Genomic DNA, 23,572 nt, shown 5'->3' with positions numbered 1-23,572 from the left:
ACGCAATATTATGAAACCATTAAAATATTTATTTATCAGTTCCATGTTGTTCGTCGCTACTTCTTGCGGCAACAGTTGGTTGGATTTGGAACCTTCCACTTCGGTAGATACTGAAACCAGCATTAAGATATTGTCGGATGTTGAGTTCACTCTGAATGGTATTTACAGCACAATGCAGAGTTCGGACGCTTACTCCGGACGCTTGGTATATTATGGAGATGTGACGGGTGATGATATGCAGGCTGTTAGTTCTACTAAGCGTGTAGCTAACTATTACCGCTTTAACTTTACCAAGGATGATAACCCAAGCAGTCATTGGTCTTATCTTTATTCCATTATCCAGAATTGTAATCTGATTTTGATGAACATTGATAAACTGGTGATTGATGAAGGAGACAAGGCATACCGGGATGATTTGAAAGGAGAGGCACTGGCCATCCGTGGTCTGGCATTGTTCGATCTGACCCGTATCTTCGGTTATCCGTATCTGAAAGATAAGGGGGCATCACTGGGTGTGCCCATAATAGAAGGTCTGTCCACTATTGATAGCAAGCCGGCACGCAACACTGTAGCTCAATGCTATACGAAGGTAATCGATGATCTTACCCAAAGTATTTCTTTATTGGGCGAAAAATTCAATAAGGGTAAAATAAACAAATGGGGGGCAATGGTACTTCTCAGTCGTGTTTATCTATACAAAGGTGAAAATGCCAATGCTTTGGAAATGGCGGAGAAAGCTATTGCAGGGGCAGAAAAGAATAAATACGCTTTGTGGACCAATGAAGATTACCCCACGGCTTGGGGAGAGGATGCTTCAGCCTCCAAACCGGGTGAAGTATTGTTCGAAATCGTAAATCTCACTACTGACAGCCCGGGTAAAGAAAGTATGGGGTATCTCAACTCTTATGACGGTTACGATGATATGTGTATCACTTGTTCTTTTTATCAGTTCCTGAAGGAAGACCCGAAGGATATACGTCTTAAGTTGCTGAGCTTCGATAAGAAATATTATGCTTATGTAAATAAGTATCAGCCGCAGCGTGAAGAGAATATTGAAGATGCCAATATTCCGTTGATCCGCCTTTCCGAGGCTTATCTGAATGCAGCCGAAGCCGCTGTAAAGGAGAATGATAATGACGCTGCTGTCAAGTATCTCGACCCGATTGTAAGGCGTGCTAATCCGGATAACACAGTGGTAGGACAGACTATCACTGTGGAGAGAGTACTGAACGAACGCCGTAAAGAACTGGTTGCCGAAGGACACCGCATGTATGACGTTATCAGAAATGGATTGACAGTGGAGCGTAAGGATGTAAAGGACAGTAATCTGAGTAAAACCAAGCATGACACGAAGTATATGACGTATGACTGGAATTTCTATATGATTGTACTTCCTATTCCCAAGAAGGAAATGGATGCCAATCCTAATATGGAACAGAATCCTGAATATGGTGGAAGATAATTTAAATAAATGATATATGACGAGTAAGACAAGTTTCATGAAGTGCTTTCTTATCGCATTTACTCTAATGTTCATCAGTTCCGGCCTAAACGCCGGAACTTTTGGTTCAGACGGTAAGAAGAAAGACAAAGAGAAAAAAGAAGAGTTATCGGCTGACGGGCCGTATGTGCTTTATCAGCCTGATGGTAAAACGCGTGTCATCAGTGTTGATAAGAAAGGGAAAATTACCGACACGACTTATGCTGCACTACCCGAAGATTTTACTCTGCATGTGGTAGATCATAAAGGACGGTTTCCGTTTGATGTGAAATTGCATCCAGTGAAACGTCCCGATTGGCAATATCGGCAACCGGAGAAAGTGTTTGTTATGTCCGACCCGCACGGTAGGTTGGATTGTGTTATTAGCTTGTTGCAGGGCAATGGGGTTATCGATAAAAACTATAATTGGAGCTTTGGTAATAATCACCTGATGGTTATCGGTGATATTTTCGATCGTGGAAAAGATGTACCGCAAATATTCTGGTTATTCTATAAGTTGGAAGATGAGGCTGCAAAAGCAGGTGGAACGGTTTCTTTCCTGTTAGGAAATCATGAGCCGTTGGTATTGGCCAATGACTTGCGCTATACGAAAGATAAATATAAAGTGCTGGCACAGAAATTGAATATGGATTACCCTAAACTTTTTGGACCTGATACGGAATTGGGTAAATGGTTAGGAACTCGTAATGCGATGCAGACCATTGGTAGCGACCTTTATGTTCATGCCGGGTTAGGCAAGAATTTCTATGACCGTAATTTAAGCATTCCTACCGTGAATGAAGAAATGAGCAAAGCCCTTTTTATGAATAAGAAAGAACGCAGGGCTCTTTCTCCATTGACCGCATTTCTGTATGGTAACGATGGCCCCATCTGGTATCGTGGCCTTGTGCGTACGGATGCCAAGTATCATCCAATGGTGCAGGATAGCCTGCAAATGGTGATGGAGCGCTATAAAGCCAAACACATTATCGTAGGGCATACCATCTTTAAGGATATTTCTACTTTTTATAATGGCAAGGTTATCGGTGTCAATGTAGACAATAAAGAAAATCAGAAGAAGAAACGTGGCCGTGCATTATTGATTGATAAGGATACCTACTTCGTGGTAGGTGATAAAGGCATCCTGCGGAAATTGTAGGAACACTTTTCATAGTTTTTAGTCTTCTTGTTATACCTTTATCTTTTAATTCCATATCTTTGTCGTAATAATTAGAAAAAGGCATAATAAGAAGACTATGATAGAAATTACTGATGCCGCCTTGCGCAAAGCAGCAGGCGAGGGGATGGATACTTTTATCCAGGTATTTACCGACAGATATAAAGAAGTAATAGGTGGTGAACTAACTGCTGAATCCATGCCGTTACTGACAGGTGAGCAGCACACTTTGCTTGCTTACCAGATATTTCGTGATGAAGTAATGGATGGCGGCTTCTGCCAGTTGATACAGAATGGGTATGGTAGTTATATTTTTGCTAATCCGTTTGCTAAAGTGATGCGTCTGTGGGGAGCAGAAGATTTTGGTAAACTGGTATATAGAGCTAAAAAGATTTATGATGCCCATCGTGAAGATCTGGAACGGGAGCGTACAGATGATGAATTTATGGCTATGTACGAGCAATATGAAGCTTTCGATGAACTGGAAGAAGAATTTTTGGAAAAAGAGGAAGGTATCACAGCTATGGTAGCCAGTTATGTAGATGAACATCTGGAACTGTTTGCTAAAATCGTCTGATAAGGGCGATTTTTTTATCCCTAAAAATTAATGCAAAAAACCAATGCGGGTTGTGTCTGAATCATTCCGTTGGGTAAGGTCATCTGGATGCTTGAGCTGCTAAGCGAGAATTCTATTGCTTGTTTAGCTCGTTTTTTATTGATATTTGCAAAAACGAAAAGCGGAATACTGGCAGCTGTTGCACTTGCACCGGTATAAAATACGGCTTTCCATGGCCGGGTGTTTTTGTAGAGAGGATTGTCGAAAGCTCCGCCTATCAGACCTGTTGCCATTCCGGCAAGCCCTATGCCTAATGCTGTGTATGCACCAATTCTGAACTGTCTGTGTTTTCTCCATAATTGTGGGTCGAGTTCTGTGCCGAGTGCAGTTGCAATAGCTTTCTGTCTATTTTTGACGGCAAATACAAAAAGAGGAATACTGCTTACGGTCAGTCCGGCTCCTGCACCGAGAATGATACCGAAACCTTCCCCATCTCCACCGGACTCATAGCTGGAAACGACGGCACCAACAAATCCTACAACCATCGTGGGAACACCTATGCCGAGTGTTGTCCATCCGCAGGCTTTTAATCTTTTATGCTTTTTCCAATATCTGGTTTGTTTATACTTGTCTTGTGAATTCATTTTGTCTTTTGCAATATAAATTGTTGTTGTGCTTAATGGGATATAATGCATTGATAAAGAATCTATATTTACTGCTTTGGAAGAGATCGTGAGGAACAACAATACAAAGAAGAAGATATATCGCATCGAATGCGAAGAATGACTTCCGTCTTCTTTCATTTCCGGTGTAACGGTTTCTTTTTGGGGGATAATGTAAGATTTAGAATGAGCCATAATCTTGGTATGAGTTTGATATAAAAAGTAAACCTCTTAACAGATGCCACTATGAATCATCGGAAACAAAGTTACTGAAATTTATTATTTAGCAGATGAGTTTTGCAGAAAAGATGTTGTAAAGCATGAGGATAGATCTAATAGTTTGAGTGGTGCTTAGATAATGATCGGTTCTTCTTTAAAGGGGCTATACGTTAAAGTCTAAAGATAAATCTTCTTCTCATAGCAATAAAAAGAATGAGGTAAAGTAATATTTTATTTTAACCTTGTCGCTTTTATCTATGATTGAGGATGTATATAGTAAGCATATTGCTCCGGCATAGGCTTCCTGTTGATAAAATGATGTTAATTTATAACTAAGTTGTGTCATCTTTTTTGTTTCTTTGTATTCATTTAATTTAGAAAAATGAATAAATATCTATTTCTGCTTTTTTTATTTCTTGGGGGAGGGGTTGCTTCATGCATACAGACTAGTAAGGATGTGGATTTATTGGAACGAGTTGAAAGGTATGTAGAAGTATATCCTGATAGTGCTATGCAATTCTTGAATCTGATACCATGCCCTGAACAGCTCCATGGCAAAGAAAGTGCTGACTATGCTTTATTGTTGACACAGGCTTTAGATAAGAATAATTTGGATAGTTTGCAATCTGACTCCTTAATTAGGATAGCTGTAGATTATTATAAAGAAGGTAATGATCCCGTGAAAGCTGGAAAGTCTTGCTATTATTATGGAAAAACAATGGTAATAAAGGGTCAGGAATCTGAGGCAATGGAAGCTTACTTGAAAGCATTGACATTCTTAAAAGAAACGAGAGAGTATAAATTGCAGGGATTAATATTTGAACATATCGGCTATTTAAATTTGGGGCAGGGGATGCATGAGCAGGCGATAAATAATTATCGGGAGTCTATTTATTATTATGAATTGGCTGGTGATAGTATTGGAGAGGTATATGGATGCAGGAATGTTGCTCGAACTTACTTTGCAAAACAGAATAACGATAGTGCCGATTGGTATGCAAATAGAGGATTGTTCTTGTTGTCTGATACTACAAATCAAGTGAGGTCTTCTCTTTTTCAGTTGTTAGGACTGATTGCTAAGGATAATAAACAGTATACAGAAGCTATAGATTATTTTGTCTCTGCAATCAAGTCGAGTAAGGATAAGAATGATGGTCTGCGTTATTATTTGTCTTTAGGACGTACCTACATGGATATGGGAAGGTTTGCTTTAGCTGAAAAGTGTTTCAACCATTGTAGAAATGCTGATGATGAATTTATTTTATCAGGTGCGTTAGGTTATTTGTGTCTTCTGAGAAGGGAAGAAGGAAATTATAAACAAGCATTTCTGTACCAAGAAAAGTCTGATTCATTATTGGAAATTGTGCGTAATGATGAATTACGGGAACAACTTTTGACTTTACAGAAGAAGTATGAAGCTGATAAGCTTATTTTAGAAAATAAACAGATAAAACTGGAAAAAGAGAAGCAAGCTTATTTTTATTTGGTTGTAGTGCTCTTGATAAGTGGAATGAGCTTTTATCTCATTAAAAAATATAAAAAGAAAATTTTACGGAATGTAGAAGCTTTAAGAAAAGATGAAAAGATTATAGAAGAGTATACTTGTAGGGTAACAGAGTTTGAACAGAAGGAAGAATGGGAGCAAAAGGCAAAGAAGGAAACAATTGGAAAATTGAATAGAAAGATTCTGGAATTGGCATCTGAAAATAAAAAAATACGTGATAATTCATGTGTTGAAGCATTATTCATATTAGGAGAATTGAAACAAGGTAGGTTGATTGCGGAAAAAATGTCAGCAACTGAACGCCAGAATATATTCGATTTTTTGGATTTGGTTTATGCTAACTTTATTTCCCGGATAAAAGCTGATTTTGATTTAACTAAAGGTGAATTGTTATTGGTAGCATTGATAAAGTTAGGCTTTTCAAATCAGCAGTTGATGATTGTCTTTGATTGTGAGATGAAGTCTGTTTATAAGAATAAGCAAAGACTAAAATCGCATTTATCATTGAAAAAAGACGATGATTTAGAGCAAATGATAGCGTTTTATGGGAAATAATATCTTGTTTTTGTCCTCTATAGATTTGGATAATTTGTTGATCAATAGTTGCTTAAATGCTATTTTCTTGTCCGCATACTCATTCTTGTTATTGGATTTTATAGCACTAACTTTGTTACTGAATTTTAAAAAGATAGGCTATGAAATTAAAATTGATTCTATGTTTATTAGGGGTGTTTTTCTTATTGAAGATAAATGCTGGTTCTCCGGTAGGTAATGATGGAGGCTTAGAGAAGGTTCTTATTCAAATGACCGGAAATGATGTTCCTTTTGACATTCTAACAAAAGGTAATTTAGGAGATCACCGTTCTGTACGGCCATTGATTCCAATTTATGTGATGTTAGATGGCAGTAGTTATTCTTTGGAAGTATGTTTTGAACAGGCTATAGGGGAGGTAGATATTACTATTTCTCAGAATGGTGTTGTGGCTTATTCTTCTTCAGAAGATATACAAGCTTCTATGCAAAAGACTGTTCAATTGAATTCTGGTGCTTCTGGTAATTTCCTTATAGAAATAGAAGGGAAAAATGGCGCTTATGTGTGTGGACAATTTGAATTATGATACATGATATAATTTGTTTAACCTAATAATGTGATGCTTATGAAAAAGATTAGTTTGTTATTAGTAGGATTGTTGGCAATGTTTTCTTGTGAACAAGAAGATTTGGAAGGGATTGTGAAAAGTGATGCGGAACAGGTACAGACGAGGGCGGCAACGTCTATTGCGGATTTTGATCCATTAACAGAATTGGCAAATATACCAGTGAATGTTATAAATGTAGGAGGTGCAAAATATAAATACTTGACGGTAGGTTCTACAGGAAATTTTGTTTGGCTGGCAGAAGTTGATGATGGAAGTATGAGACAAAGATGGTATTTAAAAAATGGTAATCTTATTCTTGTTGGGGGAAATTCTTCTATGCCTATTAATATGGGAGTTGCACCTAATGATAAAAAAGAATATCCTATTTTATTAGGAATGACAACGCCGTTTTTGCCAAGTTTTTCGCCTTTCATAAAATATGGTGATTATTACAATATTAGGGGAGTATTACCGGTTATTGGAGGCTTTGGTTCATATGAAGATGCTGGATATTTACAAGCAAAAGATGAGAATAGTAGTGATTTAAAGTACAGAAAGACTAATTCTTCTGCAATATCTCGATGGAAAGTTGTCCCTGTTGGAGAATATAGAATAGTAAATATGGAATATGTAGAAACATCTGGTGATTTTATAGATCGAAAAGACCAGTCTATTGATGGAGCTATTGTTCCAAATACTTCAGCTACTCAAGAAATAGAACATTCTATTTCTGTTTCAAGAACGGCGAGAGAGAAGAGTAACTTTACGGAAGCTGAAGGCGTTTCTACTCATGAGGGCAGTTCTTTTAATTTAAATTTGGGCTTAAAAGTGGGGATAGTTAATATAGGTTTTGGTGGAACGATTGATAATAGTACTACTAGCTCTCGTACAGTTACTTATGGTACAGAAGAAGAATATACGGTAAATGTTACTCAGACATTTAAAATCATTATTCCACCTATGACTACATATAGAATTGAAGTGTTAAAAATGTCATACAATGCATCAGTTACATATGTTGCTACTTTGGAGAAGATGGATGGTGATGATAAAGGTCGAAGATTTAAAATTAAAGGAAAATGGGATGGTATTGTGACTACTGATTTATATTATAATTTATATATAAAGGATACTAATGAATTAGTTGAATCAAAGATTATAAGTTGAAATATAAATAAATGTTAAATAAATATTGGTGTTTGCAGTATTTAGATTAATATTTCATTTACTCTTAAAAACAATGAAAAAATGGAGAGAGTGCGGTGTTACTCGATTCTTTTATCTAAATTTGCAAACTCTAATATTTATAGAACAATGAAAATGGCTAAGTTTAAACTCTGGATGGTTGCCCTGACCTTAATAATGGGTGTTTCGTTTACTTCTTGCATGGATAGTGACCCAACAGTGACGGATGTAACATTAGGACAAGTGACAGAAATATTTCCAAGTACTGTTATTACTGCTCCTTATGGCATTAAATTTACTGCAGTAAATTCTTTAGCAGATAAAAATTTAACTTATGGTGATTATGTACAATTTCAATACTCATATAATTCAGATGAACAACAGGTAGATAAAAATACGAAGAATATTAATGTAACGATTCCTTATATTGAAGTTATAAAGACTGGAAATGTAATAGTAGGCGATAGTAAAGGAGAAGAAGAGGAAAATGCTACTATCCTTCAGATAGGATATGGTTCCCAAAATGCATCTCAGGCTCAGTTTATATATTATGATAAGAACACTCTGGTTGTTCCTATATATTTCTTGGCTAAGAAAGAAAAAGATAGTCATTCTTGTTCTTTATACTGTAATGTCGAAGAAATCAAAGATACAGATACAGAGTTGAAATTCTATTTACGTCATTATTCTCAAGAAGAAGAAGTGGCAGAGCAAACAGGATATAATAGAATTTATAGAATAACAGAAGCTTTGTCTGCTTTTAAAGGTATAACGAAAAAACTTCCTGAAAAAGTTATTATCTATGCAAATGAGACTACTGATTTCAAAACAGATGATTTGGATAAGGCAAAATCAGAATTGACTCCTTACTCTGTAGAATACCCATATAAAGATTAATAATTGGATTACAAAGCATTATTCCATATAGCAATGTTACTGATTTCCTCTCCGGCCAAGGCCTGGGAGGAAATTCGTTTGGAAGAGGATAGGCGAAAAGTATTTACTGCTTTTGTCTATCCTATGATTGGTTTATGTGGATTGTCCGTCTTCATTGGCTCTTTGCTGGCGAAGGGGTGGGGCGGTCCCGAGAGTTTTCAATATGCCATGACGCAATGCTGCGCGGTGGCAGTATCCCTCTTTGGAGGATATTTCCTGGCGGCGTATCTCATAAATGGGTTGCGCGTCAAAATGTTTATGATGGACAGTGACATGCCCTTGACGCAACAGTTTGCGGGCTATGCGCTGGTTGTTCTTTTCTTGCTCCAGATTATTATCGGCATATTGCCGGACTTTAATATCATCGGATTGCTGTTGCAGTTCTATATTGTGTATGTGGTGTGGGAGGGGGCTTCCACGTTGATGGAAGTAGAAGAAAAAGACCGGTTACGGTTTACAATCATTTCTTCCATCCTACTGATTGCCTGTCCTATGCTCATACAGTTTATATTCAACAAGCTGACGATGGTGCTTAATTAACGTTTGAAATCATGAAACAAGCTCCTGTTAATATAAAAAATAAGCGCGCTACATTCGATTACGAATTGGTAGACACTTATACCGCGGGCATTGTGCTCACGGGTACGGAAATTAAATCGATCCGCATGGGTAAGGCAAGCCTTGTGGATACCTTCTGTTACTTTGCCAATGGCGAGTTGTGGGTGAAGAATATGCATATTTCAGAATACTTCTACGGTTCGTATAATAACCATTCGGCACGCAGGGAGCGCAAACTTTTACTTACTAAAAAAGAACTTGATAAACTGGCGCGTGGAGCAAAAGACCCCGGTTTTACAATGATTCCCATTCGTATGTTTATTAATGAAAAAGGACTTGCCAAAGTGGTGGTAGCCCTTGCCAAAGGTAAAAAGCAATACGACAAGCGCGAAGCGTTGAAAGAGAAAGATGATAAACGCGATATGGCGCGGATGTTTAAGAGATAATATCATTCTATCACTGAATACAAATGGTTTCTATTGAAAAGTTGGTGCGTGAGCGCATCCTTATTTTAGACGGTGCTATGGGCACCATGATACAACGGTACAACTTAACGGAGGAAGACTTCAGGGGGAAGCGCTTTGCTGACATCCCCGGGCAGATGAAAGGAAACAATGATCTGCTTTGTCTGACGCGCCCTGATGTGATACAGGATATACACCGTAAATATCTCATGGCAGGTGCCGATATCATTGAAACCAATACGTTTAGTTCTACCAGTGTCAGTATGGCCGATTATCATGTGCAGGAATATGTACGTGAGATGAATCTGGCTGCCGTTAAACTGGCACGTGAAGTAGCTGATGAATTTTCTACACCTGATAAACCACGTTTTGTAGCCGGTTCTATTGGGCCTACCAATAAAACTTGCTCCATGAGTCCCGATGTGAATAATCCGGCCATGCGTGCGCTGACTTACGATGAACTTGCCGATGCCTATCGGGAACAGATGGAAGCCTTGCTGGAAGGTGGAGTAGACGCTCTGCTGATAGAAACCATATTCGATACATTGAATGCCAAAGCAGCTATCTTTGCTGCGGAAAAGGCGATGGAGGCTACAGGCGTTCAAGTTCCTGTTATGCTGTCCGTTACCGTATCCGATACAGGCGGACGTACTCTGTCGGGACAGACTTTGGAGGCTTTTCTTGCCTCAGTTCAGCATGCCAATATCTTTTCGGTAGGCTTGAACTGTTCCTTTGGCGCCCGCCAGTTGAAACCTTTCCTGGAACAGCTTGCTGCCCGTGCTCCTTATTATATCAGTGCATACCCCAATGCGGGATTGCCCAACAGCTTGGGACAATATGACCAGACGCCTGCCGATATGGCGCATGAAGTGAAAGAGTATATTCAGGAAGGGCTGATAAACATCATTGGCGGTTGCTGTGGTACGACCGATGCATACATCGCCGAATATCCTGCCTTGATAGCCGGTGCTGCTCCCCATGTTCCTGCTCCGAAACCCGAAAGTTTTTGGCTTTCCGGCCTGGAATTGTTGGAAGTGACTCCTGAGAAGAACTTTATCAATGTGGGAGAACGCTGCAATGTGGCGGGTTCCCGCAAGTTCCTGCGTCTGGTTAATGAAAAGAAATACGATGAAGCCCTCAGCATTGCCCGTCAGCAAGTAGAAGACGGGGCGCAGATTATCGATGTAAATATGGACGATGGTCTACTGGATGCACAGGCTGAAATGACTACTTTCCTCAAACTGATTGCTTCTGAGCCGGAGATTGCCCGTGTTCCTGTGATGATTGACTCCTCTAAATGGGATGTAATCGTTGCCGGATTGAAATGCCTGCAAGGAAAATCCATCGTGAATTCAATCTCTCTGAAAGAGGGAGAAGAAAAGTTTCTGGAACATGCCCGCACGATCAGGCAATATGGTGCGGCTACCGTAGTAATGGCTTTTGATGAAAAAGGACAGGCGGATACATACGAACGTAAGATTGAAGTGTGTGCCCGTGCTTATCAGCTTTTGGTTGAGAAAGTGGGCTTTAATCCTCATGATATTATCTTTGACCCTAACGTCCTTGCCGTAGCTACGGGTATGGACGAACATAATAATTATGCTGTAGACTTCATCCGGGCTACCGGTTGGATACGTAAGAATCTGCCGGGTGTGCATGTCAGTGGTGGCGTTAGCAATCTTTCATTCTCTTTCCGCGGCAACAATTATATCCGTGAAGCCATGCATGCAGTGTTCCTTTATCATGCTATCCGTGAAGGAATGGATATGGGAATCGTAAATCCGGCTACGGCTGTACTTTATACCGATATCCCTGCCGATATACTGGAACGTATAGAGGATGTGGTTTTAAACCGTCGTCCCGATGCTGCCGAACGCCTGATAGAAACTGCCGAGCAACTGAAAGCTGCTGCCGAACAACAAAAAGGTAATGCCACTGATAAGCAAGTTGCCCCTCTTTCATGGCGTAATGGAACAAGTGTGGAAGAACGTTTGAAACATGCTTTGACAAAAGGAATTGGTGACTATCTGGAGGAAGATTTGGCAGAAGCACTGAAGCTTTATCCGAAAGCAGTGGATATCATCGAAGGTCCTTTAATGGCAGGTATGAACTATGTAGGTGAGCTCTTTGGCGCCGGAAAAATGTTTTTGCCCCAGGTGGTGAAAACAGCCCGTACCATGAAGAAAGCCGTTGCCATTCTTCAGCCTGTAATTGAAGCGGAAAAACAAGAAGGCTCCACCTCTGCCGGAAAAGTCCTGCTTGCCACGGTGAAAGGTGATGTGCATGATATAGGCAAAAATATTGTTTCCGTGGTCATGGCCTGCAATGGTTATGAGATCATAGACCTTGGCGTGATGGTACCTGCCGAAACGATTGTTCAGCGTGCCTTGGAAGAAAAAGTGGATATGATTGGACTCAGTGGTCTGATAACCCCATCATTGGAAGAAATGGTACACGTGGCTATGGAACTGGAAAAGGTAGGTGCCGATATTCCTTTATTGATAGGTGGCGCTACTACCTCTCGACTGCATACAGCATTGAAAATTGCTCCTGTCTATCATGCTCCTGTAGTTCATCTGAAAGATGCCTCACAGAATGCAACAGTAGCCGCCCGCTTGATGAATCCGAAAGCCAAAGAAGAATTAAAAGAAAAATTAAGTTCAGAATATCAGCAGTTGCGTGAAAAGAGTGCTACGCAAGCACCGAAGACTGTTTCGTTGGAGGAGGCGCAGAAGAATAAGCTGAACTTATTTTAGTGATTAGGGGTTAGTGATAAGTGATTAGTAGGCTGCGCTATTATGCCGCATGGTACTAATCACTTATCACTAACCCCTAATCACTATTTCTTTATCTTCTTTTTATACGTCTCATACCTCCCCATAATATCCCTCACAAAGTTATATGTCTCTATTCCACGGAAGTAGCCGTTTTTGCAGACAGGGTCGGTGAAGTATTCTTCATTGCTTTTCAATAAGATGAAGTTCTCTACATTGTCTTTCCAGACATACTTGTTCTTTCCATATTTCTCAGCCAGTGCCATTGCATCCTGTACGTGGCCGATACCCGAATTGTAGGAGGCAAGCACAAAGTTGAGCCGTTCCTCTTTCGGTACTGAAGAGAAACTCTTACTGGTAGCATTGATATATTTTATGGCAGCTTTCACACTCTCTTCCGGATTCTGTTCTTTTCCTTCGGGCATTCCCATTGCACGCGCCGTAGCAGGCATCAATTGCATTAACCCTTTTGCGCCGGCCCATGAAACGGCTGTAGTATCAAAGTTAGACTCCGTATACGCCAGAGAAGCAAGCAGACGCCAGTCCCAGTCTATTTCCGAAGCATACTTTTTAAATAATTCGTCGAAGTGTGAGATCTTTCCCTCACGAAGAGAAAGGATAGAAGTGTGTGGAGTTGCCTTGCTGATCTCAAAATATCTCTTCATACTGGCAGTGTAGGCGGGAGAAGTCATATTCTCTTCATGCCATTTATTAGCGGCGGCTGCCAGTTCCGGACTATCCTTGCGCACCGCCCAGGAAGCCCTTTGGTCGAAACTGATGGATAATTTAATATTCAGGTTGGGGTAATACGTAGTGTTAAGTCTGGCTACGTCATTATCGGCTACCGTATAAGGTATCTTTCCCTGAGATACTTGTGTGATGAGGTCCTCCACTGAAATGCTGTCATTAGTCACTTTGTGGATATGGATGCCGCCACCGAGTTCTTTATCCAGATTAACCAGACGGTCGTAATATTTCCCGGGCTTTACATATACATCCTTACCTATCAGTTCCGTTACATCCGTCAGCGGTTTTGTTTTCCCGCCTGCGCGTTGCACAATAACCTGGTGTGTGATGACTTCTTCACCGCAATAGATCAGACTGTCTTTTAATTCCTTTGTGATGGGGACATTGTAGGCAATAATGTCTCCTTCGCCTGCCAGTAACTTTCTTATAAGTCCCTGTACATTCCTTGCCACCACTACGCGCAGTTTCACTCCGAGACTTTTGGCAAACTGTTCACTCAATTCGTACTGGAAACCCATTTCCTGACCACGATAGTTGAAGTAAGAAGTAGAACTGTATAGCGTCAGTACAACGAGTTCACCGCTATCTTTTATCTGTTGCAAATCGCCCGCAGCCTCATCGGGCATGGAACCATGCCGTTTATTTCCGCACCCCGACAGGCAGCACAGACATAGCAAAGCAATCAGGAAAAAATTAGCAGTTCCCCTCATTTAATTTTTAATTTTCAGTTTTTAATTCTCAAAGATGCTTCTTTATATACATCGTCAGAATATCGATTGCCACCTGATTGTTTCCCCCTTCGGGTATGATCAAGTCCGCATATCGTTTGCACGGTTCGATGAATTGCAGATGCATAGGCTTCAATATACGGGTATAACGCTCCATAACTGCCTCTGCCGTACGTCCGCGCTCTACTACATCCCGTTGTATGACACGAATCAGGCGTTCGTCCGGATCTGCATCCACAAAGATTTTGAGGTCCATCATGCTACGCAGTTTCTTGTCGCACAGTGCAAGAATCCCTTCAATAATCACCACTTCGCGCGGTTCGATATGAAGCGTTTCGGGTTCCCGCGTACAAGTAAGATACGAGTAGGTGGGTTGTTCAATGCTTTTTCCTTCACGCAGCATGGCTACGTGTTTGGATAAAAGACTCCACTCGAAGGCATCCGGGTGGTCAAAGTTGATGTTCTGTCGTTCTTCTACAGGTACATGGCTACTGTCCTTATAGTAAGAGTCTTGCGGTAACAGTACCACTTCGCCTGCCGGCAGGCTTTCAATGATTTTACGTACGACGGTGGTTTTTCCCGAGCCAGTTCCGCCTGCAATTCCTATTATTAACATCCGTTTAAGTGTATATTTAAAACAAAACGAGTATTTTTGCGGTTAATATTAATCGCTTCGGTTGACAAATATATAGATAAATCATTAAAATTGCAAAGTTATGGTCAAACACATTGTATTATTTAAATTAAAAGACGAAGTTCCGGCTGACAAAAAGCTGACAGCAATGAAAGAATTCAAGGCCGCTATCGAGGCTTTACCGGCTAAAATCTCTGTTATACGTAAGATAGAAGTTGGACTCAATATGAATCCCGGCGAAACTTGGAGCATTGCCCTCTACAGCGAGTTTGATACGCTGGACGACGTGAAATTTTATGCTACTCATCCCGAGCATGTGGCAGCAGGCAAGCTGATTGCTGATGTAAAGGAGAATCGCGCTTGTGTTGACTACGAAACAATTGACAATTGATAATTTGTAACTCGTAACTCGTAATTAAAATCATTGTATGAAGAAAATATTATCCATTTGTCTGTTGCTGATTGCTGTCGTGGCACAAGCGCAGATACAGGAGCCCGTCAAGTTTAAGTCGGAACTGAAGACGCTTGCAGCGGGAGAGGCGGAAATTGTATTTACCGCTACTATTGATAAGGGTTGGCATGTATATTCTACCGACCTGGGGGACGGTGGTCCTATCTCGGCCACCTTCAATGTAGAGAAGATATCCGGTGCTACAGTTGTAGGAAAGTTGCAGCCGAAAGGAAAAGAAATAGCTTCTTATGATAAGTTGTTCGAGATGAACGTACGCTATTTTGAGTCTACGGCACAATTTGTTCAGAAGCTGAAGCTCACAGGAGGAGATTATAAGATTGAAGGTTTTCTGGAATTCGGTGCTTGTAATGATGAAAACTGTTTGCCTCCTACGCAGGTAGAATTTAATTTTTCAGGTAAAGCGGAAGCCGCTAAAGGTGCAGCAGCCGCAACTCCGGCTGAAAAGGTAACGGCTCAGGCAGAGGAAACGAAACCGGAAACTCAACCTGCTTCTCAAACTGAAACACCTGCGGATACAGCTTCTACTGGCATCATAGGTGGTGCAGATGGTCCGACGGATATAAATGTGGCAGGTAATATTGACTTGTGGAAACCTGTTATCAATGATCTGCAATCTTATGGTGAAACCACTTCACAGGAAGATATGTCATGGTTCTATATCTTTATCACCGGATTCCTCGGTGGACTGCTGGCATTGTTCACGCCTTGTGTGTGGCCTATTATCCCTATGACGGTAAGTTTCTTCCTGAAACGTTCCAAAGATAAAAAGAAAGGTATTCGTGATGCATGGACGTATGGTGCTTCCATTGTGGTGATTTACGTAACTTTAGGTTTGGCCATTACGTTGATCTTCGGTGCCAGTGCGCTGAATGCACTTTCTACGAATGCCGTGTTCAATATCCTTTTCTGTCTGATGCTGGTTGTGTTTGCAGCTTCCTTCTTCGGAGCTTTCGAACTGACGCTACCCTCTAAATGGAGCAATGCAGTAGATAGCAAGGCGGAAGCAACAAGCGGTTTGCTCAGTATCTTCCTGATGGCATTCACGCTTTCACTGGTGTCTTTCTCTTGTACAGGTCCTATTATCGGCTTCTTGCTGGTACAGGTATCTACAACGGGTAGTGTGGTAGCTCCGGCTATCGGTATGCTCGGTTTTGCTATTGCTTTGGCATTGCCGTTCACACTGTTCGCCCTGTTCCCGTCCTGGCTGAAGTCTATGCCGAAATCAGGCGGCTGGATGAATGTCATTAAGGTTACCCTCGGTTTTCTGGAACTGGCTTTCGCTCTGAAGTTCCTCTCTGTAGCCGACCTGGCTTATGGCTGGCGCATTCTCGACCGCGAAACGTTCCTGGCATTGTGGATTGTTCTGTTTGCTTTACTGGGCTTCTACCTGTTGGGTAAGATCAAGTTCCCGCACGATGATGACGATACGAAAGTGGGAGTGGGCCGCTTCTTTATGGCACTCTTCTCGCTGGCATTTGCCGTATATATGGTTCCCGGTTTGTGGGGGGCTCCGTTGAAGGCGGTCAGTGCTTTTGCACCGCCTATGCAGACTCAGGACTTCAACCTCTATAATAATGAAGTGCATGCCAAATTCGATGATTATGACCTGGGTATGGAATATGCCCGTCAGCATGGCAAACCTGTAATGCTCGACTTCACCGGTTATGGTTGTGTAAACTGCCGTAAGATGGAGCTTGCCGTATGGACAGACTCTAAAGTAAGTGACATTATCAACAACGACTACGTACTTATTACACTTTATGTAGATAATAAAACCCCGTTGACCTCACCTGTTAAAGTGACGGAAAACGGCCGGGAACGTACATTGCGTACAGTAGGCGATAAGTGGAGTTATCTCCAACGCGTTAAATTCGGTGCCAATGCACAGCCCTTCTATGTGCTGATAGATAATGAAGGCCGTCCTTTGAATAAATCTTATTCGTATGACGAGGACATTCCTAAGTATATCGAGTTCTTGCAAACAGGATTGGAAAACTATAAGAAAGGAAAATAAACGAACGAATGCCCGGCTGATATCATGCGACCGGGCATTTTTTATTAATCAATAACTTTATGAGACACATTGTAGACATCGAGACATGGGAGCGCCGGGACAATTACAATTTCTTCCGGGGCTTTGTAAATTCCTGGTATTCCATTACCACAGAGATTGATTGTACCGAAGCCAGTGCCGCAGCGAGAGCCTCGGGCCATTCCTTTTTTCTCTATTATCTGTATGCCGTAGTGCGTTCGGCAAATGAAGTTCCGGAACTCCGTTATCGTACCGACAAGAACGGACAAGTTATTTTTCATGATGAAGTGGATATCATTTCTCCGATAGCTGTTCCCGGAAAGACCTTTTATACGGTTCGGATTCCTTACCACGAAGATTTCAAACGCTTTTATGCCGAGGCGTATGAGTTGATAACCAATATCCCCGAAGATGGCAATCCCTATGGTGCCGAGGAGGAGTTGGCAAAGCAAGGATATTATGATGTAGTGCATCTGAGTGCTGTTCCTAAGATGTATTTCACATCCACTACCTATACACTGGCCGAAGCCGGCAATGGTTGCAGTTACCCTTTGATGACTTCCGGTAAAGCGGTTACCCGCGAGGGACGTCTGGTATTTCCTTTGTCCATTTATGTGAACCATGCTTTTGTTGATGGTTCGCATCTGGCATCATTTTTTCAGAAGATAGAAGAGCACCTGAAACGGATTTCACGAGAATAAATTGATAGAATAAGTAAGCTATGCTTTTTTCTTATTTTATCTTTTCCCTTTTTTATTTCCCGGATTTTACATACGTTTGCAGCATCTATTAAACTTCTGTTTCCTGAAAAAACTAAAGATTGCTATATGTGTGCAGATAATTTCTCAGAAGAACGTTCACTCATTCTCCGCTTGACAGAGGGGGATGAGGGCGCCTTTTGTGAACTGTATGCTACTTATAAAAACCGGCTGATATACTTTGCGATGCGTTTCCTGAAATCGCGGGAGTATGCAGAAGATGTTTTTCAGGATGCTTTCACTGTAGTTTGGCAAAGCCGCCGTTTCATTAATCCCGATGCTTCCTTTTCTTCCTATCTCTACACCATTATGCGCAACCGGATACTGAACCAGTTGCGTAATGCCGCTAATGAGGAAAAACTAAAGGAAAGTATTCTTTCACAGGCATTGGACTACACGGAAGATACCAAACGTAAAGTAATGCTGAATGATTTGAAATCCCTCATTTCCCATGCCTTGCAGCAGCTGACTCCCCGCCAGCGTGAGATTTTCGAGATGAGTCGTGAAGCCCAGCTCTCCCATAAAGAGATTGCAGATAAGTTGGGCATCTCCGTCAACACCGTTCAGGAGCATATATCTACCTCCCTTAAGTTGATTCGTACCTATCTTATAAAGTATTCAGGTAGTGAATATGTGGATTTGCTATTGCTGCTGATTTGCCTTAATACATAATAAATGTTAATCACACCCCAGATGTTTTCCTTTACTGTGTATTACTCTATGTAAAGGAAAAGTTTTCATGACCTTTATACTAAAAGAGCCCGCACAATGAAGAATGATGTAACAGACAAATCTATAATGCGCCGCTATCTGGATGATATGTACACCCAGGAAGAGGCACGTGGAATATTATCCCGACTGAAAGATGATATTCATGACCCAATGCTGGATGAACTGGTAACAGATGTCTGGAAAGAAGCCGCTATGGAAGAGCTCACCACCGGCATGGAGCGTGATAAATATAAGGAAGAAGCCAGTCGGTTACTGAAGCGCATCGAGCATAAGAAACGCACCTGGTTTCGGCGGATAGCTCTGACGGTGGCAAGTGCTTCTGCTGTTGTACTGCTCATTTTCGGGGGAATCAACCTGCTGGGGTATATGGATAAGCGGCAGATTTCTTATTTGGAAGCCTCTACCTCTTATGGTGAATCCAGACAAATCCGGTTGCCGGATGGAACACAGTTGATCTTAAATTCCTGTTCGCGTGTTCGCTATCCGAACAGTTTTGTAGAAGATGAGCGGCAGATAGAACTGGAGGGCGAAGCTTATTTCCAGGTGCAACGGAACGAAAAGCAGCCTTTTATTGTCAGGACCGCCCGTTTTGATGTAAGGGTTCTGGGAACTTGTTTTGACGTGAAGGCTTATTCTTCGGATGAAGTTGTTTCTGTAGATGTGGAAAGTGGTAAAGTACAAGTGGATCTGCCGGAAGCAATGATGCGTTTGCAGGCTAAGGAACAAGTGTCGATCAATACACTTTCCGGTGAATACAGCAAACGGCGCGACGAACGTGATGTTGCCGTGTGGCGTAAGGGTGGATTACGTTTCAGCAGTACTCCGGTGCGCGATGTGGCTAAAGAGCTTGAGCGCATGTACAATTGTCGCATTACGTTTGCGGAAGGGCAGGAGTTCAACAACCTGATTTCCGGAGAACATGAAAATAAAAGTTTGGAGGCGGTACTCCAATCAATGGAATATACCAGTGGCATCCGGTATAGAAAAGAAGGAAATCATATCTTCTTATTTAAGTAGCAGAAAAGCATGGATATACGTCCGGCTGGTAAATGGATGTGTATTATAATATATGTAAGTATTAATATGTTTAACCTTTAATTAAAAGAGAATATAGAATATGAAAGCACCCACTTAGCGTCTCCTCTAAGAAAAATAGGAGCTGTCTCACAGAGAAGCCCCTATCTTGTAATGCGAACAGGTATTCATTCGTTTCGACCCGCGTGAATCATGTATCGCGAATTACTCCTTTGTTCTAATTAATTTAATCAATTACTAAAACGCACAAATAAATGAATAATCTTTCTAATACCAAAAGGAAAAGAAGAAATATACATTCGTTTTTAGCTTTTTTACTATTCGTATGCTTGTCATTAATGCCTGACCAAGCGCAAGCTCAAAAGGAAAAAACAGTAACACTGAACGTTCAGAATGAAACGGTAGAGAATGTTTTTGTTCAGTTGGGCAAGCAGACAGGCTTGAAATTCTTTTATGATCAAAATGTTGTAAACACTGCTCCGCGTATATCTATCAAAGTGAAGAACAGTCCCCTACAGGCTGTTTTGGATAAGATTACAGAGCAAACCAATTTATTTTTCAATAGGGATAATAATACAATATCTGTAGGTAAACAAAAGATTGGGAACGATGCTCTGAAGTCGAAGACAAGAACTATAAAGGGAACAGTGGTAGATGAAACCGGTGAATCGGTAATCGGTGCTACTGTATTGGTGAAAGGCACTGCCAATGGTGTAACCACTAATCTTGATGGAAATTACACCTTGAATGATGTTCCCGATGGTGCCACCATCTTAATTTCCTATATAGGCTACCAGACTGTTGAACTTAAGTCCGGCAGTAAGGAACTGGCTAAAATTACATTAAAAGAAAACAGCGAATTATTGGATGAGGTTGTAGTCTTGGGATATGGTAATATTCGCCGTAGTGATGTAACGGGATCTATTGCTTCCGTTTCCTCGGAATCTATCTCCAAAGTAGCCTCTGCTTCCGTGGCCGATGCCTTGGCGGGAAAGATGGCGGGTGTGCAGATCACTACGGCAGATGGTGCACTGGATGCTGAAATCAGTATTCGTGTACGTGGTGGGGGATCAATCACTCAGGACAATTCACCGTTGTTCCTGGTCGACGGTTTTCCGGTTGACGATTTGAGTGGTATTCCGCCTACGGATATCGAATCTATTGATGTTTTGAAAGAAGCTTCCATGACTGCTGTTTACGGTGCCAGAGGTGCGAATGGTGTAGTCATCGTAACCACGAAGAATCCGAAAATGGGCAAGACATCGGTTCAGTTCAATAGCTATGTACAGACACGTACACTGGCAGGGAAGTTGCCGGTAATGGACAGCTATGAATTTGTGATGGCGGAGTACGAATACCAGATGATACGTAAGGGATCGGCTGATACTTTTATTAAGAATTTTGGTTATTATGACGATGTTGACTTATACAAGTATACGGACTCTACCGACTGGCAGGATGAAGTGCTGGGAGGCAATCCGATTTCACAATACTATAATCTGACTATCAGCGGAGGCAGTGAAAAGACGAAGTTTAATCTAAGTTATAACCATAATAAAGATGAGGGACAGCTGATAGGTTCCGGTCTGTCACGTAACAATATTATTCTGAAGCTGAACCATGAGCTGTTCAGGAACCTGAAATTGGAGACGAATACCACATATCGCACCCGTACCATTGACGGAGCAGGTACATCTGGAACCAACATTGTCACGGCTCTTCGTTACCGTCCCACAAACGGATTGACTTCCGGTGTGTCCCTTGATCCGGATGATGATGAAAATCTGGACGAAGATGGTAATTCCTTGAACCAGAAGTATACCCCGTTGGAGGAAAATAAGCAGAATTACAGAAAAAGGAAAGAAACTGCAATCAGCCTTAAGGCAGCTTTGGTGTGGGATATGTTTAAAGGGATGCAATTTCGTTCCGAATATGGCATCAGTACCACGGACTCGAATGATGACCAGTTTTATGGAGCTTTATCCGGCACGGCGTCTGCTGCGGGAATGAATAATATGCCTTCGGCTAAGCGTACTAAAACACATAAAGAGTCGTATCGACTGGCAAATACGCTGACCTATCGCAATTTGTTCCGTAAAACCCATAATGTAAACCTGATGCTTGGACAGGAAATAAACCATTCGCAGAATAACAATACTTTTATGAGTGCACGTTATTTCCCGGTTTCCATTACGGCAGAAGCGGCTCTTGAAAACTTTGCACTGGGCACTCCACACCAGAGCACCAGTTATAAAGCTGCTCCGGATCGCACAGCTTCTTTCTTTGGTCGTGCCCTGTACGATTATAAAAGCCGTTATTATGCTACTTTTACATTTCGTGCGGATGGTTCAACGAAGTTTGCACCCGGTAAGCAATGGGGCACGTTTCCTGCCGGTTCTATAGCTTGGAGGCTTTCCAAAGAGAAATGGATGAAATCGGTCAAGCTGATTTCGGAATTAAAACTGAGAGCAAGTTACGGGTTGGCAGGTAACAACCGTATCAGTGATGATTTGTGGCATAACATTTATCGCGTGTATAGCGGATCGAGCGCTCCCGGTTTCAATAATGAAGAGTATAATTATTACCAGTTTGCCGACCAGACTTATTTGTATGATCCTGATTTGAGATGGGAGACTACCATTACACGAAATCTCGGTTTGGACTTTGGTATCTTCAAAAACCGTTTAACCGGTACAGTCGATGTATACTGGAATACAACTAAAGATTTGCTGGTGCCGTCAATCATTCCGAACTCATCCGGTTATTCGCGGCAGATGACAAATGTGGGCCGTACTTCCAATAGGGGAGTTGAACTTTCATTGAACGGTAAAATCGTCCAGACAAAGAACTTTAATCTGTCAGCCAGTTTCAATGTAGCCTTTAATAAGAACAAAGTCGACAAGCTTTCTTCCGGTGAGTCGGAATGGAAAACAAAAGCCTCCTTGTCCAACTGGTATGGAACCTACAATTATAAAATGGAAGTGGGCAAAAGTATGGGACTCATTTACGGTTTCGTGAATGATGGTTTTTATACGGTAGACGATTTTAATTTTGATGAAACGACAAAGAAGTGGACTTTGAAACCGGGAGTTCCGGATAACTCTTCATTCAGTTCGGGTAACTTTAGCTTTAAACCGGGAGCAATGAAGTTCAAGAAATTATCTGATTCCGACTCAGACCTGATAACGGAAGAAGACATGACGGTTATTGGAAATACGAATCCGAAGGTTACAGGCGGTTTTGGCCTCTCCGGCAGTTGGAAGAACTTGGATTTTACCGCGTTCTTTAATTATATGTGCGATTTTGATGTATTCAATGTCAATAAACTCTATTTGAATTCGGCTGTTCGCCGCAATTATTCCAATCTGTCTACGAATATGAGTTTGGCACGCCGCTTCCGCTATGTGGATGATGCCGGTGTCAATGTCTCCAGTGATCCGGTTGCATTGGCTGCATTAAACCAGAATGCCGCCACTTATTCCTGGATGTCCGTTACACAGGGTATCACAATGAGCGATTTGATAGAAGACGGTTCATTCCTGCGCCTGAGTACGCTGACAGTGGGATATACATTTCCGCAACGCTGGCTGAGCCGCTTGGGAGTCAAGAGCCTGCGCCTGTACTTCTCCGGTAGTAACCTGTTCACTCTGACGGGATATAGCGGATATGATCCGGAAGTGAATATACAGAAAGGCTTGACGCCGGGTATAGATAATAATGTGACTCCTCGCAGTCGTGTTTATACGCTTGGAATAAATCTGAATTTTTAATACTATAGAA

General features: G+C 41.5%; 19 protein-coding genes. 16 read left to right on the top strand and 3 right to left on the bottom strand.

What is annotated here, in order from left to right; all coding sequences use genetic code 11:
* Positions 1-10: 10 nt before the first annotated feature.
* From DW036_RS06890 to DW036_RS06880, 3 genes are all read left to right on the top strand, one after another.
* Positions 11-1,462, top strand: a complete 1,452-nt coding sequence (locus tag DW036_RS06890) for a RagB/SusD family nutrient uptake outer membrane protein (RefSeq protein ID WP_118462371.1) — start codon at positions 11-13, stop codon at positions 1,460-1,462.
* A gap of 16 nt (positions 1,463-1,478) precedes the next feature.
* The gene (locus DW036_RS06885; RefSeq protein ID WP_118462369.1) at positions 1,479-2,639 is read left to right on the top strand and encodes a metallophosphoesterase; all 1,161 of its coding nucleotides are present in this window, start codon (positions 1,479-1,481) and stop codon (positions 2,637-2,639) included.
* Positions 2,640-2,736: 97 nt separating this feature from the next.
* A complete protein-coding gene (locus DW036_RS06880) occupies positions 2,737-3,234 on the top strand; it encodes a DMP19 family protein (RefSeq protein ID WP_118462367.1) in 498 nt (165 codons plus the stop codon).
* A 20-nt stretch (positions 3,235-3,254) separates the two neighbouring features.
* Here the strand turns inward: DW036_RS06880 and DW036_RS06875 are convergent, their stop codons facing one another.
* Positions 3,255-4,070, bottom strand: coding sequence for a hypothetical protein (locus DW036_RS06875; RefSeq protein ID WP_118462365.1), 816 nt, complete (start codon positions 4,068-4,070; stop codon positions 3,255-3,257).
* Between the two features lie 406 nt (positions 4,071-4,476).
* On the opposite strand from DW036_RS06875, the gene DW036_RS06870 reads away from it, so the two are divergent.
* The 7 genes from DW036_RS06870 to metH all read left to right on the top strand — a co-directional run bounded on the left by DW036_RS06870 (position 4,477) and on the right by metH (position 12,636).
* The gene (locus DW036_RS06870; RefSeq protein WP_118462363.1) at positions 4,477-6,153 is read left to right on the top strand and encodes a lipopolysaccharide assembly protein LapB; all 1,677 of its coding nucleotides are present in this window, start codon (positions 4,477-4,479) and stop codon (positions 6,151-6,153) included.
* Between the two features lie 140 nt (positions 6,154-6,293).
* A complete protein-coding gene (locus tag DW036_RS06865; RefSeq protein WP_118462361.1) occupies positions 6,294-6,716 on the top strand; it encodes a DUF3244 domain-containing protein in 423 nt (140 codons plus the stop codon).
* A 39-nt stretch (positions 6,717-6,755) separates the two neighbouring features.
* On the top strand, positions 6,756-7,904 hold the full coding sequence (locus tag DW036_RS06860; RefSeq protein ID WP_147401439.1) for a hypothetical protein: 1,149 nt from the start codon (positions 6,756-6,758) through the stop codon (positions 7,902-7,904).
* Positions 7,905-8,057: 153 nt separating this feature from the next.
* Positions 8,058-8,819, top strand: coding sequence for a hypothetical protein (locus DW036_RS06855; protein WP_147401438.1), 762 nt, complete (start codon positions 8,058-8,060; stop codon positions 8,817-8,819).
* A gap of 33 nt (positions 8,820-8,852) precedes the next feature.
* Positions 8,853-9,398, top strand: coding sequence for a Yip1 family protein (locus DW036_RS06850; RefSeq protein ID WP_118462356.1), 546 nt, complete (start codon positions 8,853-8,855; stop codon positions 9,396-9,398).
* 11 nt (positions 9,399-9,409) lie between these two features.
* Positions 9,410-9,862, top strand: a complete 453-nt coding sequence (gene smpB / locus DW036_RS06845) for an SsrA-binding protein (RefSeq protein WP_022392213.1) — start codon at positions 9,410-9,412, stop codon at positions 9,860-9,862.
* 23 nt (positions 9,863-9,885) lie between these two features.
* Positions 9,886-12,636 (top strand): methionine synthase, encoded by a 2,751-nt coding sequence (gene metH, locus DW036_RS06840; RefSeq protein WP_118462354.1) that lies wholly within the window; start codon positions 9,886-9,888, stop codon positions 12,634-12,636.
* A gap of 83 nt (positions 12,637-12,719) precedes the next feature.
* Here the strand turns inward: metH and DW036_RS06835 are convergent, their stop codons facing one another.
* Complete coding sequence (locus tag DW036_RS06835; RefSeq protein ID WP_118462352.1) at positions 12,720-14,111, bottom strand: transporter substrate-binding domain-containing protein; 1,392 nt, start codon at positions 14,109-14,111, stop codon at positions 12,720-12,722.
* A gap of 28 nt (positions 14,112-14,139) precedes the next feature.
* On the bottom strand, positions 14,140-14,745 hold the full coding sequence (udk, locus tag DW036_RS06830; RefSeq protein ID WP_118462351.1) for a uridine kinase: 606 nt from the start codon (positions 14,743-14,745) through the stop codon (positions 14,140-14,142).
* A gap of 100 nt (positions 14,746-14,845) precedes the next feature.
* Here udk and DW036_RS06825 point away from each other — a divergent pair, with 100 nt between their 5' ends.
* The 6 genes from DW036_RS06825 (at position 14,846) to DW036_RS06800 (ending at position 23,562) form a co-directional block, all read left to right on the top strand.
* Positions 14,846-15,154, top strand: a complete 309-nt coding sequence (locus tag DW036_RS06825) for a Dabb family protein (RefSeq protein ID WP_118462349.1) — start codon at positions 14,846-14,848, stop codon at positions 15,152-15,154.
* A gap of 37 nt (positions 15,155-15,191) precedes the next feature.
* Positions 15,192-17,249 carry a cytochrome c biogenesis protein CcdA gene (locus DW036_RS06820; protein WP_118462347.1) on the top strand — a complete coding sequence of 686 codons (2,058 nt, stop codon included), beginning with the start codon at positions 15,192-15,194 and terminating at the stop codon, positions 17,247-17,249.
* A gap of 59 nt (positions 17,250-17,308) precedes the next feature.
* Complete coding sequence (locus DW036_RS06815; protein ID WP_118462345.1) at positions 17,309-17,968, top strand: chloramphenicol acetyltransferase; 660 nt, start codon at positions 17,309-17,311, stop codon at positions 17,966-17,968.
* 126 nt (positions 17,969-18,094) lie between these two features.
* Positions 18,095-18,697, top strand: coding sequence for an RNA polymerase sigma-70 factor (locus tag DW036_RS06810; protein ID WP_118462344.1), 603 nt, complete (start codon positions 18,095-18,097; stop codon positions 18,695-18,697).
* 96 nt (positions 18,698-18,793) lie between these two features.
* Positions 18,794-19,774 (top strand): FecR family protein, encoded by a 981-nt coding sequence (locus DW036_RS06805; protein ID WP_118462342.1) that lies wholly within the window; start codon positions 18,794-18,796, stop codon positions 19,772-19,774.
* Between the two features lie 272 nt (positions 19,775-20,046).
* Positions 20,047-23,562: a TonB-dependent receptor gene (locus DW036_RS06800; protein ID WP_118462340.1), complete on the top strand. Its 3,516-nt coding sequence runs from the start codon at positions 20,047-20,049 to the stop codon at positions 23,560-23,562.
* The last annotated feature ends 10 nt before the right edge of the window (positions 23,563-23,572 follow it).

It is taken from the genome of Bacteroides sp. AF39-11AC (genome assembly GCF_003474285.1).
Lineage (GTDB): Bacteria > Bacteroidota > Bacteroidia > Bacteroidales > Bacteroidaceae > Bacteroides.
The sequence above is the reverse complement of the archived record's forward strand: the minus strand, read 5'-3'. Positions and strand labels throughout refer to the sequence as shown.